This window comes from Streptomyces sp. NPDC048603 (assembly GCF_043199475.1).
Lineage (GTDB): Bacteria > Actinomycetota > Actinomycetes > Streptomycetales > Streptomycetaceae > Streptomyces.
In genome coordinates this window covers 508,193-522,193 of record NZ_JBICVY010000004.1, presented here as the reverse complement: position 1 = coordinate 522,193, position 14,001 = coordinate 508,193, and the positions used below count along the sequence as shown (strand labels likewise).

Sequence of the window (14,001 nt, the reverse complement as noted above, 5' to 3'; positions counted from 1 at the left end):
AAGATCGAGTGGTGGACAACCGCACGTTCTTCCGGGCCGCCGCCCCCGTCACCGCTGCTCTGCTCGCCCTCACCACGGCGTGCACGGGCAGTACGGTGCAGGGGCGGCCCGGTGCTGCCGGGGTGCGGGACCCCTTCTTCCCGAAGGCCGGCAACGGCGGGTACGACGTCCAGCACTACGACCTGGCGATCGACTACCGGCCCGATGAGGGCCGGATGTCCGGCACCGCCGTCATCACGGCCCGGGCCACGCAGGGGCTGAGCGCCTTCAACCTCGACCTGTCCGGGCTCGACGTGGAGGACGTGAAGGTCCAGGACGCCGCGGCCCGGTTCAACCGGACCGGCCAGGAGCTGACGGTCCGGCCTGCCGAGGAGCTGGAGAAGGGCGAGGTCTTCCGTACGGTCGTCACGTACTCGGGGAAGCCGAGGACGGTGAAGGACCCGGACGGGTCCGAGGAGGGCTGGATCCCGACCGAGGACGGGGCGGTGGCGGTCGGTGAGCCGGTCGGGTCGATGGCCTGGTTCCCGGGGAACCACCACCCGAGCGACAAGGCCACCTACGACATCGCGCTGACCGTGCCCAAGGGGTACGAGGCGGTGTCCAACGGGCGCCTGGAGTCCCGGACCGACAAGGGAACCGGAAAGAGCGACAAGAGCAACAACGCCGACGACAGCAACGACAGCAACGACAGCAACGACAGGACTGTCTTCCGGTGGCGGAGCTCTGAGCCGATGGCCAGCTATCTGGCGATCGCCGCCGTGGGGAAGTACCGGGTCTCTACCGGGGCAACGGCGTCCGGGATTCCCGTGTACAACGCCGTCGTGCCCGAGGAGGCCAAGGCGAGCGCCGAGGCGCTGGGCAGGATCCCGGAGATCGTGGACTGGGGGAGCCGGAGGTTCGGGTCCTATCCGTTCGCGGCCGCCGGGGCCGTCGTGGAGGCGCCGGACACCCTCGCGTACGCGCTGGAGACGCAGACCCGGCCGGTCTATCCCGGCGCGCCGACGGTGGACCTGGTGGTGCACGAGATGGCACACCAGTGGTTCGGGAACTCGGTGTCGCCGAAGTCCTGGAAGGACATGTGGCTCAACGAGGGCTTCGCGACGTACGCGGAGTGGCTGTGGTCGGAGGACCACGGCGGGCTCAGCGCGGAGGAGCGCTTCCAGGCCTTCCTGAAGGGCGACACACAGGTCGATCCAGCCGCGGACGCGGACTGGGCCGCCTTCCCGCCCGCCAACCCGCCGTCCGCGGAAGTGATTTCCGATGACCCCGTGTACTACCGCGGTGCGATGGTGCTGCACCGGATCCGGCAGGAGGTCGGGGACGAGAAGTTCTTCGCTCTCGTGCGGGGCTGGGCCGAAGAGCACCGGCACGGCAACGCCGACACGGCCGACTTCATCGCCTACACCGAGCGGCTGACCGGCAAGGACCTGGACAAGCAGGTGTGGCAGAACTGGCTGTACGGGGCCGACAAGCCCAAGGGGTGAGTCTCGGTCTCCCGACCACCCGCGGCCCGCGCTGCCGCACCCTCGCCCCCGCCCCCGCCCCCGCCCCCGCCCCAGAGTGGCGGAGGCCCCTCCCCGGACGGCTGGGAAGGGGATTCCGCCACTGTGCCCGGCAGGCGGATCAAGCGCCGATGCCGATCAGACGCCGAAGCGCCGAACGCCGATCAGGCGCCGAACACCGATCAGACGTTGACGCCGAAGTCCTGGGCGATGCCCGTAAGACCGGAGGCGTAACCCTGGCCGACCGCGCGGAACTTCCACTCGGCGCCGTTGCGGTAGAGCTCGCCGAAGACCATGGCGGTCTCCGTCGCGGCATCCTCGGAGAGGTCGTAGCGCGCGATCTCGGCGCCGCCGGCCTGGTTGAGCACGCGGATGTACGCGTTGCGCACCTGGCCGAAGTTCTGGCTGCGCGAGTCGGCGTCGTAGATGGAGACCGGGAAGACGATCTTGTCTACGTCGGGGGACAGGCCGGCCAGGTTGACGCTGATCGACTCGTCGTCGCCGGCGCCCTCGCCGGTCCGGTTGTCACCGGTGTGGACGATGGTCTGGTCCGGGGTGGACTTGTTGTTGAAGAAGACGAAGTGGCCGTCGGAGACGACCTTGCCCATCGCGTTCACCGCGATGGCCGACGCGTCCAGGTCGAAGTCCACGCCGGTCGTCGTACGGACGTCCCAGCCGAGGCCGACCGTGACCGCACTGAGGCCCGGTGCCTCCTTCGTGAGCGAGACGTTGCCGCCCTTGGACAGGCTTACCGCCATCGGATGTCCCTTTCCTCGAACCATGACCTCAGGACCGGCCTTGGGGCCGTGTGGTCAAGCTATCGCTGACTGTCATAACGCGGGGAGGGGGAGTCAAGGTTCCAGCCGGGGGAGTGTCGCTCGGAACATACGGCGAAATGGAGGTGACGGGGGCCGCGCGCGGGCGCGACCATGGGGGCATGCCTGGTCCCTATGTCATCCGCGGTTCGGTCGTGGTGCCCGAGGCCGAGCTCCGGTGGCGTTTCTCGCGTTCCTCGGGGCCCGGCGGGCAGCACGTGAACACCTCCGACTCAAAGGCGGAGCTGCTCTTCGACCTCGCCGCGACGTCCGGTCTCCCGGAGGTCTGGAAGGAGCGGGCGCTGGAGCGGCTGGCCCCGCGGCTGGTGGACGGTGTGCTCACCGTTCGCGCCTCGGAGCACCGCTCGCAGCTGCGCAACCGGGAGATGGCGCTGGTCCGTCTCGCCTCGCTGCTGGCCGAGGCCACCGCGCCGCCGCCGAAGCCGCGCCGGCCGACGAAGATCCCGCGCGGCATCAACGAGCGGCGTCTGCGGGAGAAGAAGGCGCGCGCCGAGACCAAGCGGGGCCGCACCGGCCGCGACTGGTAGCCGAACCGTTTCCCCAGCCCCAGCCCCAGCCCCAGCCCCAGCCCCAGCCGGAGCCGGAGCCGGACCGGAGCCCCAGCCGGAGCCGGCAAGCAGCGCTCCGCCGCCTACGCGCCCAGCTGCCGGTAGCGTCCCCGGAAGTAGGCCAGCGGCCCGGTCTCGCCCGGCGGTACGGACGCGCTCAGCACCCGCCCCACCACCAGCGTGTGGTCCCCGGCCGCGGTCCTGGACTCCGTACGGCACTCAAGGGTCGCCAGTGCGCCGCCGATCAGCGGGGCCCCGCTCACTTCCCCGCGTACGTACGGGAGATCGGCGAACAGCAGCCGGTCGCTGATCCGGCCCTTCATCGCGAACCGCCCCGCCACCTGCCGCTGATGCTCCGCCAGGACCGACACCGCCCACAGGGGCTGTTCGGCCAGCAGGTCGTCCATCCGGGAGCCCTCGCGCAGGCTCACCAGCACCAGCGGCGGATCCAGGGACACGGACATGAAGGCCGTGGCGGTCATGCCGACGTCCTCCCCGAAGGGCGGCTCCTGTGCGGTCACCAGCACCACACCCGCGGCCAGCCGTGACATGGCTGCGCGGAACTCGTCTTCGCTCACGCCTTCAGCATGAAGGGTCTCAGGTCTCGTGTTCGGCACGCCCCGAACGCTAGTCTCGGGCTCCCGTGCCCCGCATCGGGCCCCGGGCGGACCCGCGGGGAGACCAAGGTCGGAGCGGGGACCTAGGCCCCGGAACCCGTTCAGGCCGGTTCACGCCAGTTCAGTCCCGTTCAGGCCCGCCAAGACCCCTCAGGACCCCTCAGGACCCCTCAGGACCCCCCCAAGATCCCATCCAAACCCGTCGAGTCCGTCGTTTGCGGCAGAGAATGAGGGGGAGCGCTCCCAGCCATTCAGCGACCCGCTTTTCACACCATGTGACTTGAGTCACAGAGAGCAAGATTTGTTGACCCTGTGTACCTGCCGCACAGCTCACTGTGATTCAGTGGACGGGACACCGCAACGAAACGCCGATGACGAACCTGGAGTTGCTGTCGAGGTCTCGGGGAGAGCGAGCAATGGAGACCGAGTCGGAGCCGTACGTCCGCCTTGCGACCCTGCGGCAGCTCCATCAGGTGGTGGCCGAGCTCAACACGGCCAGGAGCCTGGCGGACACCCTGCAGACCGTCGTCGACGGCATCGTTGTCGGCCTCGGCTACGAACTCGCCTGTGTCAACCTCGTCCGCCCCGACGGTGATCTCGTCGTCGCCGCGTTCGCCGGGGACCCCTCCGCGGAAGCCCTGATCACCGGTCGCGTCGGCTCCCGCGCCTCCTGGGACCGCCGGCTCGCGATGGGCGAATCCTGGGACGGCCTGCGCTTCATCCCGCACACCGAGGGCTGGGTCCTGCTCGAGGACGACGTGCCGCAGTGGCACACCGACGGCCCCGAACCGCGCTTCCACGACGAGTGGCACCCCGAGGACCGGCTTTACGCGCCGATGTACGCCTCCGGAGGTGAACTGCTCGGGGTCATTTCGGTCGACAGGCCGCGCAACGGACGCCGCCCTGGCGCGTGGGGGCGCGAGGCCCTGCAGATGTACGCTTTCCAGGCCGCCATTGCGATCAGCAACGCCAGGCTCCGTGCGAACATGCAGCGCGCCCTGGTCCGGCTGGAGCGAGAGCAGCAGGCGCTCCGCGCCAGCGAGGAGTCCTTCCGGCAGGCGTTCGAGTACGCGCCGAGCGGCATGGCCATCGCCGAGATGGGCGGTGACCAGCACGGCCGGCTGCTGCGCACCAACGACGCGTTGTGCCGGCTGCTCGGCCGGCCCGCGTCCGTGCTGCGCCGCTACTCCTTCTCCGACCTGGTCCACCCCGAGGACATCGGGACCCTGCTGCGGACCTCCGCCGAGGGCGGGCGCGCCGAGCTCCGGCTGGGCCGCCGCGACGGCACGTACGTGTGGGTCTCGCTCCGCAACTCCGTCGTCGCCGACGCCGCCGACGGTCCGCGCTTCCTGCTGACCCACGTCGAGGACATCGAGGAGCGGAAGCGTCACGAGCTGCAGCTCGCCCACCGGGCCAGCCACGACTCGCTGACCGGCCTCCCCAACAGCGCGGAACTGCGCGCCCGGCTCGCGTCACGGCTGTGTCGCCGGCCACAGTCCGTGCGGGCCGGCGCCGTGGAGGCGCTGGACGCGGCCTACGAGGGACGTCCGGCCCGGTCCGACACCGGGGAGCACGGCTTCCAGCCCGACGGCTACCAGGGCGAGGGGTACCAGGGGAGCGGGTACCAGAACGGCGGGTACCAGAACGGCGGGTACCAGAGCGGGTACCAAGGCGGTGGGTACCCAGCGGACGCGTACCCGGCGGACGGGTACCGGAACGGCGGGTACCAAGGGGACGGCTTCCCTTCCGACGGGTACCAGGGCGAGGCGTACCAGGGCGACGGCTACCCCGACCCCTTCGAGTTCCCGACGACCCCGGCCCCGTCCCAGCTCCCGTCCCAGGCCCAGGCCCCGTCCTCGTCCCCGGCCCAGGACCCCGCGGCCGCTGGCCAGGGCGGCGGGCCCTACGACCACCACGTGCACGCCGTTGCACCGTCGGCCGACGCCGACGACGGCACCAAGGGCCTCGCCGTGCTCTTCTGCGACCTGGACGGCTTCAAATCGATCAACGACCGGTTCGGCCACCACACCGGGGACGCGGTGCTCATCGAGGTGGCGCGGCGGCTCACGACGTGCGTCAGGGACGGTGACACCGTCGCCCGGCTGGGTGGTGACGAATTCGTCGTCCTCGCCGACGGCCTGGGCGCCGCCGACGCCGCCGACCTCGCCGTCCGGCTGCGCAACGCGATCATCCCGCCGATCCGGGTGGACGGCCGTGCCGTGCGGGTGGGCGCCAGTTTCGGCATCGGCTGGGCCAGCTGCGGAATGTCGGCGGAGGAAGTGCTGCGCTCTGCCGACCAGCGCATGTACATCGAGAAAAGGTCGCGTTCCAAAGCACATCGAAGGGCCGGCTGAGTGCATCCGGAGCCCGTGGGCGCACGTGTTCGGGGTAGGCTCCCGTGGGTCGAAAGGAGTGACCCGCGATGACCACGCCCGCGAACAAGCCCGAGGACGAGGATCCGTTCGGCTACCTCTACGCGGACGGCCAGGCTGCCGGAGCCACCCCGCCGCAGGGCGGTGGGTACGGCTACCCCGGTCCGTCGGCCGGTGGTCAGGCCGGCCCGCAGCCGGGCGTGCCCCGGACCTCGTACAACCAGGTGCGCACGGTCGGCGAGCGGACGTACGGCGGCCAGCGCGGCAGCGTCCCGCCGCAGCCCCAGCCGCACTACGCCGCGCCCGAAGCCATCGCCGCCGGCGGCTACGGCGTCCCGCAGCAGCAGCCCCCGCAGCACCAGACGCAGACCATGGCCTCGCACGGCGGCGGCTCGCACGGAGGCTCGCACGGCGGCGGTTCCAGCCGGCGCGGCCTGCTGATCGCCGCCATCGCGGTGGTCGGTGCGGTGGCCATCGGCATCGGCGCGGCCCTGGCCTTCGGTGACCTGGGTGAGAAGGACGACAAGTCCGGCACGCAGACCACGGCCGGCACGGGCGGCCAGTCCCAGGCGCCCCAGCCGCAGAACAGCTCGGCGAGCCCCGAGGCCAGCCCCTCGGAGAAGCCCGCGTCCAAGCTGCCGAAGGGCGACGCGGGCGGCCCGGGCATGGCCATCTCCGGTGGTGCCAAGCTGGACGGAACGGTGCCTGGCGCCAAGTCCGAGAGCGGGCAGTACGTCGGCCAGTTCAACCAGGTCGGCGCGGCCGTGACCTGGACCCTGGACCTGCCCAAGGGCGGCAAGTACCGCTTCTACATCCGGTACGGCATTCCGGGCGAGGACGCCGACGGCACGCTGACGATCAACGGCAAGCCCAACTCGCTGCCGGTCCGGCTGCACAACTTCTCCAAGCAGCCGCAGGGCGACTGGGAGAAGGGCTGGCAGACCACCTGGGGTCAGGTGGATCTCAAGGAGGGCACCAACACCATCAAGCTGTCGTGCGAGGCGGGCAACAAGTGCAACGCCAACATCGACCAGTTCTGGCTGACCGGCATCAACGGCTGACCGGCTGACCGGCCGTCACCACCACCGACCCCCGTACCTGTTCGTAGGTGCGGGGGTCGAACTCTCCCGCCACCGGGGCCGTGACGGTCGCCGCCGACAGGGCCACCGCGCGGGCCAGGCGTTCCGGCCAGTCCAGGCGTTCCGCCAGGCCCGACAGCAGGCCCGCGACCGCCGAGTCGCCCGCGCCCGTGGGGTTCCCCGCCAGGGCGCGCGGCGGGGCCGCCTGCCAGATGCCCTCCGGGGTGGCCGCCAGCAGGCCGCCGGGGCCGAGCGAGGCGACCACCGCGTGGGCTCCGCGCCGCCGGGCCGCCAGGGCGGCCGGGAGCGGGTCCCGGGCGCCCGTCAGCTCCGCCAGCTCTGCGGTGTTCGGCTTGATCAGGTCCGGGCGGGCGGCCACGCCCCGGCGCAGCGCCTCGCCGCTGGTGTCCAGCAGCACCGGGACCCCGGCCGCGCGGGCCTGCCGGACCAGGGCCGCGTACGCGCCGACCGGGACGCCGGGCGGCAGGCTGCCGCACAGCGCGACCGCTGCGGCTCCCCGGAGCAGTTCGTCGTAGCGGGTGAGGAAGCCCGACCACTCGGCCGGGGAGATCAGCGGTCCGGGCTCGTTGAACTGGGTGGTGTCCCCGGACGCGGCGTCCACCACGGCCACCGTCCGCCGGGTGTTCCCGGCGCAGCCGACCAGTTCGTCCCGTACGCCGCCGTCCAGCGCGCCGCGCAGCGCCTCGCCGGCGGGCCCGCCGGCGAAGCCGGTGACCGTCACCTCGTGCCCCAGCGCCGCCAGGACGCGGGCCACGTTCACGCCCTTGCCGCCGGGCCGTTCGCGGACCTCGGAGACCCGGTGCGAGGAGTGCGGCGTCAGCCGCGGCACCCGGTACGTCAGGTCCAGTGCGGTGTTCAGCGTGACGGTCAGGATCATCGGCACCCCCCGGGCGGTCGGCTTCTCAGGGCTCGGTTCGCCCGGTGCCGGGATCATGCCAAACCGGGGAGCGGTCCGCCCACCCCCCTGTCCGGCCCCTTTCGCCGATGACCCGGTCAGCCGAGGGGGTCGGGAGCTGTTGGTGATTGACGGCGTTTGGACCTGTTGTGGCGCGTATGAGTGAGCCCTGGAGGTGAGAGGAACGGCAGTTCTTCCATCGAATGCGTGACCTGTGCGATAGGTGCTCGTTGGCACGGTGACGGGTTGTTAGGCGCCTGACAGGAGGTGTGTGACGATGAGCGGGCTGCGTGAGGCGGCGGCGCCGTTCGTTGTTCCCGGCCCTGCCGGTGCTGCGATCCGTACGCGGTTGAAGGAGCTGACCGGACGGGATGTGCAGGTCCTTGCTCTGGTCGGGGCGCATTTGGGGTCGCTGGCCTCCCGGGATCTGGCGGTGCGCTGCCGGGAGGGGCTGGAGCACTCCGCCCGGACGTGGGCGGCCCGCAAGCAGGCTTTGACCGGCGAGTCGTCCTCGCGTTGGGCGGGCAGCATCACCAGGGCCACGCATGATCAGTGGGCGCTGGCCCGCCGAGGGCAGCTCGCGCACATCCATAGCCTTGAGGCCGGGGTCCGCACCCTGGTGCACCGGCTGTCCCTGCCGTTGGGGGCGAAAGGGGCCAAGCGGGCCCCGAGCGGTTACCGCACCCGGCAGGAGTGGCACGCCAAGCAGCGCCGTCTGCACGTTCTCGAAGACCGGCTGGAGCAGGCGCGGGCCGACAGAAGCGGTTCAGGCAGCTGATCTCCGGCATGCCCACCGCACGCCTGCGCGCCCGCCTGACCTCCATGGCCGACCAGAGTGGCATCACAGTCATCGCCGTCGACCCGGCCTACACCTCCCGGTGGGGCGCCCAGCACTGGCAGAAGCCTCTGACCGGGAAGAACAGGAAGGCCACACGCCACGACGCGGCCGCCGTGGCGATCGGACGACGCGCCCAGGGACACCCGATCCGGCGACGGACGGCACCGCCCCGCCACCACCAGAGCGATGGTGTCGGGCATCGGACCGCCCAGGCCCGACCGGGCATCCCCGGGCGTGAGGGAACCCGCCCCCGCATCCCCGGACCGCGGACACGATCCGTGCGCGCCGGACGCGGCGCGAACGCGGGGGACCAGAACGCCCAACACCGTTCGGGGCGTTCGGCTGAGCACGAGCCCTGGCAACAGGACTCACTCCCACTCAGTCTCTAGAAACGGTTGACGATCCATTCGCCGCGGCGCATGACGCCCTTCAGGTCGAACCCGGCGTCCAGCACGACCAGGTCGGCGTACTTGCCCGGTTCCAGCGAGCCGACCTGGTCGTAGAGGCCGAGGAGCTTGGCCGGGTTCGCGGAGATCGCCTGGACCACCGATTCCACCGGCAGCCGGTCGATGGTGACGGACCGTTTGAAGGCGGTGTCCAGGGTGAGGGTGGAGCCGGCGATGGAGCCGCCCTCGACCAGGCGGGCCACTCCGTCCTTGACCTCGACCTCCAGCGGGCCGAGGTGGTAGGTGCCGTCGCCGAACCCGGCCGCGTCCATCGCGTCGGTGATCAGTGCGACCCGGTCCGCGCCGGCGTGGTGGAAGGCCAGCTCCAGGGCGGCCGGGTGCAGGTGGGTGCCGTCGTTGATGAGTTCGACGGTGACCCGCTCGTCCTCAAGGAGCGCCGCGATCGGGCCCGGCTCGCGGTGCGCGAGGCCCGGCATCGCGTTGTACAGGTGGGTGGCGACGGTGGCGCCGGCGTCGATGGCCTGCCGGGTCTGCTCGTACGTGGAGTCGGTGTGCCCGATGGCGGCGATCACGCCGTGTTCGGCGAGCAGTCGTACGGAGTCCAGGCCGCCGGGGAGTTCGGTGGCGAGGGTGACCATCCGGGCGGCTCCGTGCGCGGCGTCGACCAGCTTGCGGACCTCGGCCGGGTCGGGGTCGCGGAGCAGGGACTCCTTGTGGGCGCCCTTGCGGCAGGGGTTGATGAACGGTCCCTCGAAGTGGATGCCGGCGATGTCGCCCTGCTGGGTCAGTTCGGCCAGCAGGCCGGCCCGGCGGCCCAGTTCGTCCAGGTCGCCGGTGACGGTGGAGGCGATCAGGGTGGTGGTGCCGTGGGCGCGGTGGGTGTGGACGCCGCGGAGGACCTCCTCGGCGGTGCCGGAGGTGAAGGAGGCGCCGCCGCCGCCGTGGTTGTGCATGTCCACGAAGCCGGGGACGAGCCAGTGCCCGGAGAGGTCGACGACCGCGGCGCCCTCGGGTGCGCTGCCGGCGATCCGGTCGCCGGTGACGATGACCCGGCCGTTCGCGACGGTCCCGGTGGGGAGTACCACCCTGGCCCCGGAGAGAACGGTGCTGTGTGCGCTTCCGGACATCAGGCAGGTACCTCCGTGGCGAGTAGGTCCCAGGCGAGCAGCCCTGCGCCCAGGCATCCGGCGGTGTCCCCGAGGGCCGCCGGCACGATGTGGGGGAGCCGCTGGAACGTCACGCGCTCCTTGACGGCCGTCCGTAGCGGTGTGAACAAGGTTTCCCCGGCCTCGGCGAGCCCGCCACCGATGATCAGCGTGCGCGGGTCCAGCAGGGTGAGGGCGGTGACCAGGCCGTCGGCGAGGGCGTCGACGGCGGTCTGCCAGACCCGTGCGGCCGCCGGGTCGCCGGAGGCGACGGCCTCCGCGCAGTCCGCGGCGTCGGCGCCGGGGGTGCCGGAGGCAGCCTCCCAGGCCCGGGAGACGGCGGCGGCGGAGGCCAGGGTCTCCAGGCAGCCGCGCTGCCCGCAGCCGCACTCCGGGCCGCCGGGGCGGACCACGATGTGGCCGATCTCGCCGGCGTACCCGTGGGCGCCGGCCTCGATGCGGCCGTCGATGCCGATGGCGCCGGCGATGCCCGTGCCGAGCGGCACGAAGAGGAAGCGGTCGGCGCCCCGGCCGGCCCCGATCCGGCCTTCGGCGAGGCCGCCCGTGCGCACGTCGTGGCCGAGGGCGACCGGGATGCCGGCCGCTCCGCCGAGGCGTTCGCTGATCAGATCGCGCATGGGGACGTCGCGCCAGCCGAGGTTGGCGGCGTACACGGCGATGCCGCGGTCGGCGTCGACGATGCCGGGGACGGCGACGCCGGCCGCCGAGGCGGGCGTGCCGAACCGCTCGGCGCCCAGGGCGCGCAGTTCGGCGGCGAAGCCGAGGATCGACTCGACGACGGCGTCGGGGCCCCTGTCGCGGCCGGTCGCGCGGCGCGCCTGGTGCAGCAGGGAGCCGTCCTCGGCGACGAGGGCGGCCTTCATCCCGGTGCCGCCCACATCGAGGGCGATGACGTGTTTCACGGGTTTCACGTCGGACAGTCTCGCGCGCCGGAAGGCGAAAGGTCTAGTCCATTGGGCGGGTTTGTTGACTGGCCATACAAAAGGACGGCTCCGGTTGTGGATGAACGGCCGAAGTGGTGTAGACCTTAAGCGCATCGTACGGACAAGCTGGGGTGGATCGAGAGCTGTGCAGGGCCGTTACCGAAAGGCGGCAGCGGCGGCTGCCGCGCTGTGCCTGACCATGACGCTGACGGCGGGCTGTGGAGCCCTCGGCTCCAGCGGGGACAACGAGGTGACCCTCCGGGTCGTGGCGGCCGACTACGGAGACAGTCCGCAGAATTCCTCCGCCGCCTACTGGAAGAACCTCGCCGCGGACTTCGAGAAGGCCAATCCGGGCGTCAAGGTCGAGGTCTCCGTCTACTCCTGGTCGGAGGTCGACGCCAAGGTCGCCGAGATGGTCGAGGCCGGGAAGGCGCCGGACATCGCGCAGATCGGCGCCTACGCCGACTACGCGGCGGACGGGAAGCTGTACCGGGCTGACGAGCTGCTCTCGGTCCGCACCGAGGCGGACTTCCTCGGGCCGCTCGCCGACGCCGGCATGGTCGACAAGGTCCAGTACGGCCTGCCGTTCGTGGCCAGCACGCGGCTGCTGTTCTACAACCGGACGCTCTTCGCCGACGCGGGCATCATCGGCAGGGGCGGCAAGGTGGACGGGACCGGCGGCGGGGCCGGCGGGGCCGAGTGGAAGCCGAAGACCTGGGCGGACCTGGAGGCGGCGGCGAAGAAGCTGAAGGCGAAGGGCGTCAAGACGCCCTTCGCGCTGCCGCTCGGCCGTGAGGAGGCCCAGGCCGAGACCATGCTGTGGCTGCTCGCCGGCGGAGGCGGCTACACCGACACCGAGGAGCGCTACGCCATCGACTCCCCGGCCAACGTCCGCACCTTCGAATGGCTCCGCGACAAGCTCTACGGGCAGGGCCTGACCGGCCCGGTCGAACCCGCCAAGCTGGACCGGCAGGCCGCGTTCGACGCCTTCGCCGGAGGCGAGGCCGGGATGCTCAACGGGCACCCCGCCCTGATGAAGCAGGCCGAGGCCAAGGGCGTGGAGTACGGCATGGTGCCGATGCCCACGGTGGACGGGGAACCGCACTCCACCATGGGCGTCGCGGACTGGGTGATGGCCTTCCGCAACGGCCACCGCAAGGAGGCCGGCAAGTTCCTGGACCACCTCTTCACGCCGGAGAACGTCAACCGGTTCACCGGCACCTACGGCCTCCTGCCCGCCACCACCAGTGGCTACCGCGCGATGGAACGCGGCACCGGCGGCAACAGCCAGCGGCTGCGCACCTTCCTGCCCGCGCTGCCCACGGCCCGTCTCTACCCGGTGAACAAGAAGTCCTGGGCGGCGGTGAGCGAGGACGTCAAGCAGCGCATCGGCGAGGCCCTGCGCCCCGCCCCCGCCTCACCGGCCAAGACCCTGGAGGACCTCGCGGCCAAGGCCCACGCGGCGGACGGCGGACGCTGACCGGCGGACGCTGACCGGCGGCCGTGGCGGGCTGTCGGTGAGGCCGTCGGCAGGGCTGTCGGCAGGGCCGTCCGGGTGTCGGTGCCCGGCGATATGTTGGACGGTATGACCACCGACGACCGCCAGCCACTCTCGGAGCGCGAAGCCGCCGTGCTCGCGTACGAGGGCCGCAGCTGGCCCGGTCCGGGTGCGAAGGAACGGGCGATACGCGAAGGCCTCGGCATGACCCCGGTCCGGTACTACCAGCTGCTGAACGCCCTCATGGACGACCCGCGCGCCCTGGCGCACGCCCCGGGCACGGTCAACCGCCTCCGCCGCATCCGCGACGCCCGCCGCGCCCGCCGCTGAGGCCGGCGGGGCCGGGTGGGGCCGGAGTGGGGCCGGGCTGGTGCCGGGGTCCGGCGGTCCGGCGGAACCCTGGGCGGGGCCAACATCACACCGGTAGGGTCGTGGGCATGGGGAGCAGCCATCCGCACGACCTGCCGATGCCCGTCACCGCCGCCGGACGCGAGGGCCTGGAGGCCCTGCTCCGCGCACCCCGCCGTTCCGTGGTCGCGCTCGACTTCGACGGCACCCTCGCCGACATCGTTCCCGACCCCGACCAGGCCCGTGCCCACCCCGGTGCCGTACCCGCGCTGTCCGAGCTCGCGCCGAAGGTCGCCTCGGTCGCGGTGATCACCGGCCGCCCGGCCGGGGTCGCCGTCCGCTACGGGGGCTTCGCCGGGGCGCCAGGCCTGGAACACCTCGTGGTGCTCGGCCACTACGGCGCGGAACGCTGGGACGCGGTCAGCGGCAGCGTGCAGGCCCCCGCCGAGCACCCCGGTGTGGCCGCGGTCCGGGCGGAGCTGCCGGGATACCTGGACTCCATCGGGGCCTGGCAGGGCACCTGGATTGAGGAGAAGGGCCGGGCCCTGGCGGTCCACACCCGCCGCACCGAGGATCCGGCCGCGGCGTTCGCGGCCCTCCGCGAACCGCTCGCCGAGCTCGCGCAGAAGCACGGGCTGATGGTCGAGCCCGGCCGCGCCGTCCTGGAACTCCGCCCGCCGGGCACGGACAAGGGTGTCGCCCTGACCGAGTACCTCGCGGAGGTCGACGCGGAGGCCGTGGTCTACGCGGGGGACGACCTGGGCGACCTCGCCGCGTACGCCGCGGTGGAGAAGCGGCGTACGGACGGCCGCCCGGGCCTCCTGGTCTGCAGCGGCTCGGCGGAGGTCCCCGAACTGGCCGCCCGCGCGGACCTCATCCTGGGCGGGCCCGGCGAGGTGGTCGTCTTCCTGTCGGCCTTGGCCAACGCCATGGCCTGACGGCTCTGCGGAG

The 14,001-nt window shown here is 72.1% G+C and carries 12 protein-coding genes and 1 pseudogene; 8 read left to right on the top strand and 5 right to left on the bottom strand.

The features are described 5' to 3' along the window. Positions 1-11 precede the first annotated feature (11 nt). Entirely contained in the window at positions 12-1,484 is a 1,473-nt protein-coding gene (locus ACGFQ9_RS12245) for a M1 family metallopeptidase (protein WP_393573649.1), read from the top strand. Between the two features lie 200 nt (positions 1,485-1,684). Here ACGFQ9_RS12245 and ACGFQ9_RS12240 read toward each other — a convergent pair whose 3' ends face one another. Next, positions 1,685-2,260 (bottom strand): TerD family protein, encoded by a 576-nt coding sequence (locus tag ACGFQ9_RS12240; protein ID WP_393573648.1) that lies wholly within the window; start codon positions 2,258-2,260, stop codon positions 1,685-1,687. Positions 2,261-2,439: 179 nt separating this feature from the next. Here ACGFQ9_RS12240 and arfB point away from each other — a divergent pair, with 179 nt between their 5' ends. Further along, on the top strand, positions 2,440-2,865 hold the full coding sequence (gene arfB, locus ACGFQ9_RS12235) for an alternative ribosome rescue aminoacyl-tRNA hydrolase ArfB (RefSeq protein ID WP_393573647.1): 426 nt from the start codon (positions 2,440-2,442) through the stop codon (positions 2,863-2,865). Positions 2,866-2,969: 104 nt separating this feature from the next. Here arfB and ACGFQ9_RS12230 read toward each other — a convergent pair whose 3' ends face one another. After that, positions 2,970-3,503 (bottom strand): flavin reductase family protein, encoded by a 534-nt coding sequence (locus tag ACGFQ9_RS12230; protein WP_393573646.1) that lies wholly within the window; start codon positions 3,501-3,503, stop codon positions 2,970-2,972. A gap of 416 nt (positions 3,504-3,919) precedes the next feature. On the opposite strand from ACGFQ9_RS12230, the gene cdgB reads away from it, so the two are divergent. Next, the gene (gene cdgB, locus ACGFQ9_RS12225) at positions 3,920-5,857 is read left to right on the top strand and encodes a diguanylate cyclase CdgB (RefSeq protein WP_393573645.1); all 1,938 of its coding nucleotides are present in this window, start codon (positions 3,920-3,922) and stop codon (positions 5,855-5,857) included. A 68-nt stretch (positions 5,858-5,925) separates the two neighbouring features. After that, complete coding sequence (locus tag ACGFQ9_RS12220; protein WP_393573644.1) at positions 5,926-6,936, top strand: carbohydrate-binding protein; 1,011 nt, start codon at positions 5,926-5,928, stop codon at positions 6,934-6,936. Here the strand turns inward: ACGFQ9_RS12220 and ACGFQ9_RS12215 are convergent. Next, positions 6,926-7,852, bottom strand: coding sequence for a 1-phosphofructokinase family hexose kinase (locus ACGFQ9_RS12215; protein ID WP_393573643.1), 927 nt, complete (start codon positions 7,850-7,852; stop codon positions 6,926-6,928). The two genes, ACGFQ9_RS12220 and ACGFQ9_RS12215, sit on opposite strands and share 11 nt — an antisense overlap. 295 nt (positions 7,853-8,147) lie before the next feature. Between ACGFQ9_RS12215 and ACGFQ9_RS12210 the strand changes: the two are divergent. Then, positions 8,148-9,097 (top strand): annotated as a pseudogene (locus ACGFQ9_RS12210) (hypothetical protein). Here the strand turns inward: ACGFQ9_RS12210 and nagA are convergent. Further along, the gene (nagA, locus tag ACGFQ9_RS12205; protein ID WP_393573642.1) at positions 9,094-10,242 is read right to left on the bottom strand and encodes an N-acetylglucosamine-6-phosphate deacetylase; all 1,149 of its coding nucleotides are present in this window, start codon (positions 10,240-10,242) and stop codon (positions 9,094-9,096) included. The pseudogene ACGFQ9_RS12210 and the gene nagA sit on opposite strands and share 4 nt — an antisense overlap. Continuing rightward, on the bottom strand, positions 10,242-11,183 hold the full coding sequence (locus tag ACGFQ9_RS12200) for an ROK family protein (protein ID WP_393573775.1): 942 nt from the start codon (positions 11,181-11,183) through the stop codon (positions 10,242-10,244). The genes nagA and ACGFQ9_RS12200 overlap by 1 nt, the downstream gene beginning before the upstream one ends. Positions 11,184-11,403: 220 nt before the next feature. Between ACGFQ9_RS12200 and ACGFQ9_RS12195 the strand changes: the two genes are divergently transcribed. The 3 genes from ACGFQ9_RS12195 (at position 11,404) to otsB (ending at position 13,988) form a co-directional block, all read left to right on the top strand. Then, complete coding sequence (locus tag ACGFQ9_RS12195; RefSeq protein ID WP_393573774.1) at positions 11,404-12,684, top strand: extracellular solute-binding protein; 1,281 nt, start codon at positions 11,404-11,406, stop codon at positions 12,682-12,684. Positions 12,685-12,789: 105 nt separating this feature from the next. Continuing rightward, entirely contained in the window at positions 12,790-13,032 is a 243-nt protein-coding gene (locus ACGFQ9_RS12190) for a DUF3263 domain-containing protein (RefSeq protein WP_393573641.1), read from the top strand. A 107-nt stretch (positions 13,033-13,139) separates the two neighbouring features. Next, positions 13,140-13,988, top strand: coding sequence for a trehalose-phosphatase (gene otsB, locus ACGFQ9_RS12185; protein WP_393573640.1), 849 nt, complete (start codon positions 13,140-13,142; stop codon positions 13,986-13,988). Positions 13,989-14,001: the final 13 nt, after the last annotated feature.

Excerpts from the sequence above, each read along its gene's own strand:
- ACGFQ9_RS12240 (WP_393573648.1), bottom strand. The coding sequence starts at position 2,260 with ATGGCGGTAAGCCTGTCCAAGGGCGGCAACGTCTCGCTCACGAAGGAG.
- arfB (WP_393573647.1), top strand. The coding sequence starts at position 2,440 with ATGCCTGGTCCCTATGTCATCCGCGGTTCGGTCGTGGTGCCCGAGGCC.
- cdgB (WP_393573645.1), top strand. The coding sequence starts at position 3,920 with ATGGAGACCGAGTCGGAGCCGTACGTCCGCCTTGCGACCCTGCGGCAG.
- ACGFQ9_RS12220 (WP_393573644.1), top strand. The coding sequence starts at position 5,926 with ATGACCACGCCCGCGAACAAGCCCGAGGACGAGGATCCGTTCGGCTAC.
- ACGFQ9_RS12215 (WP_393573643.1), bottom strand. The coding sequence starts at position 7,852 with ATGATCCTGACCGTCACGCTGAACACCGCACTGGACCTGACGTACCGG.
- nagA (WP_393573642.1), bottom strand. The coding sequence starts at position 10,242 with ATGTCCGGAAGCGCACACAGCACCGTTCTCTCCGGGGCCAGGGTGGTA.
- ACGFQ9_RS12195 (WP_393573774.1), top strand. The coding sequence starts at position 11,404 with ATGACGCTGACGGCGGGCTGTGGAGCCCTCGGCTCCAGCGGGGACAAC.
- ACGFQ9_RS12190 (WP_393573641.1), top strand. The coding sequence starts at position 12,790 with ATGACCACCGACGACCGCCAGCCACTCTCGGAGCGCGAAGCCGCCGTG.
- otsB (WP_393573640.1), top strand. The coding sequence starts at position 13,140 with ATGGGGAGCAGCCATCCGCACGACCTGCCGATGCCCGTCACCGCCGCC.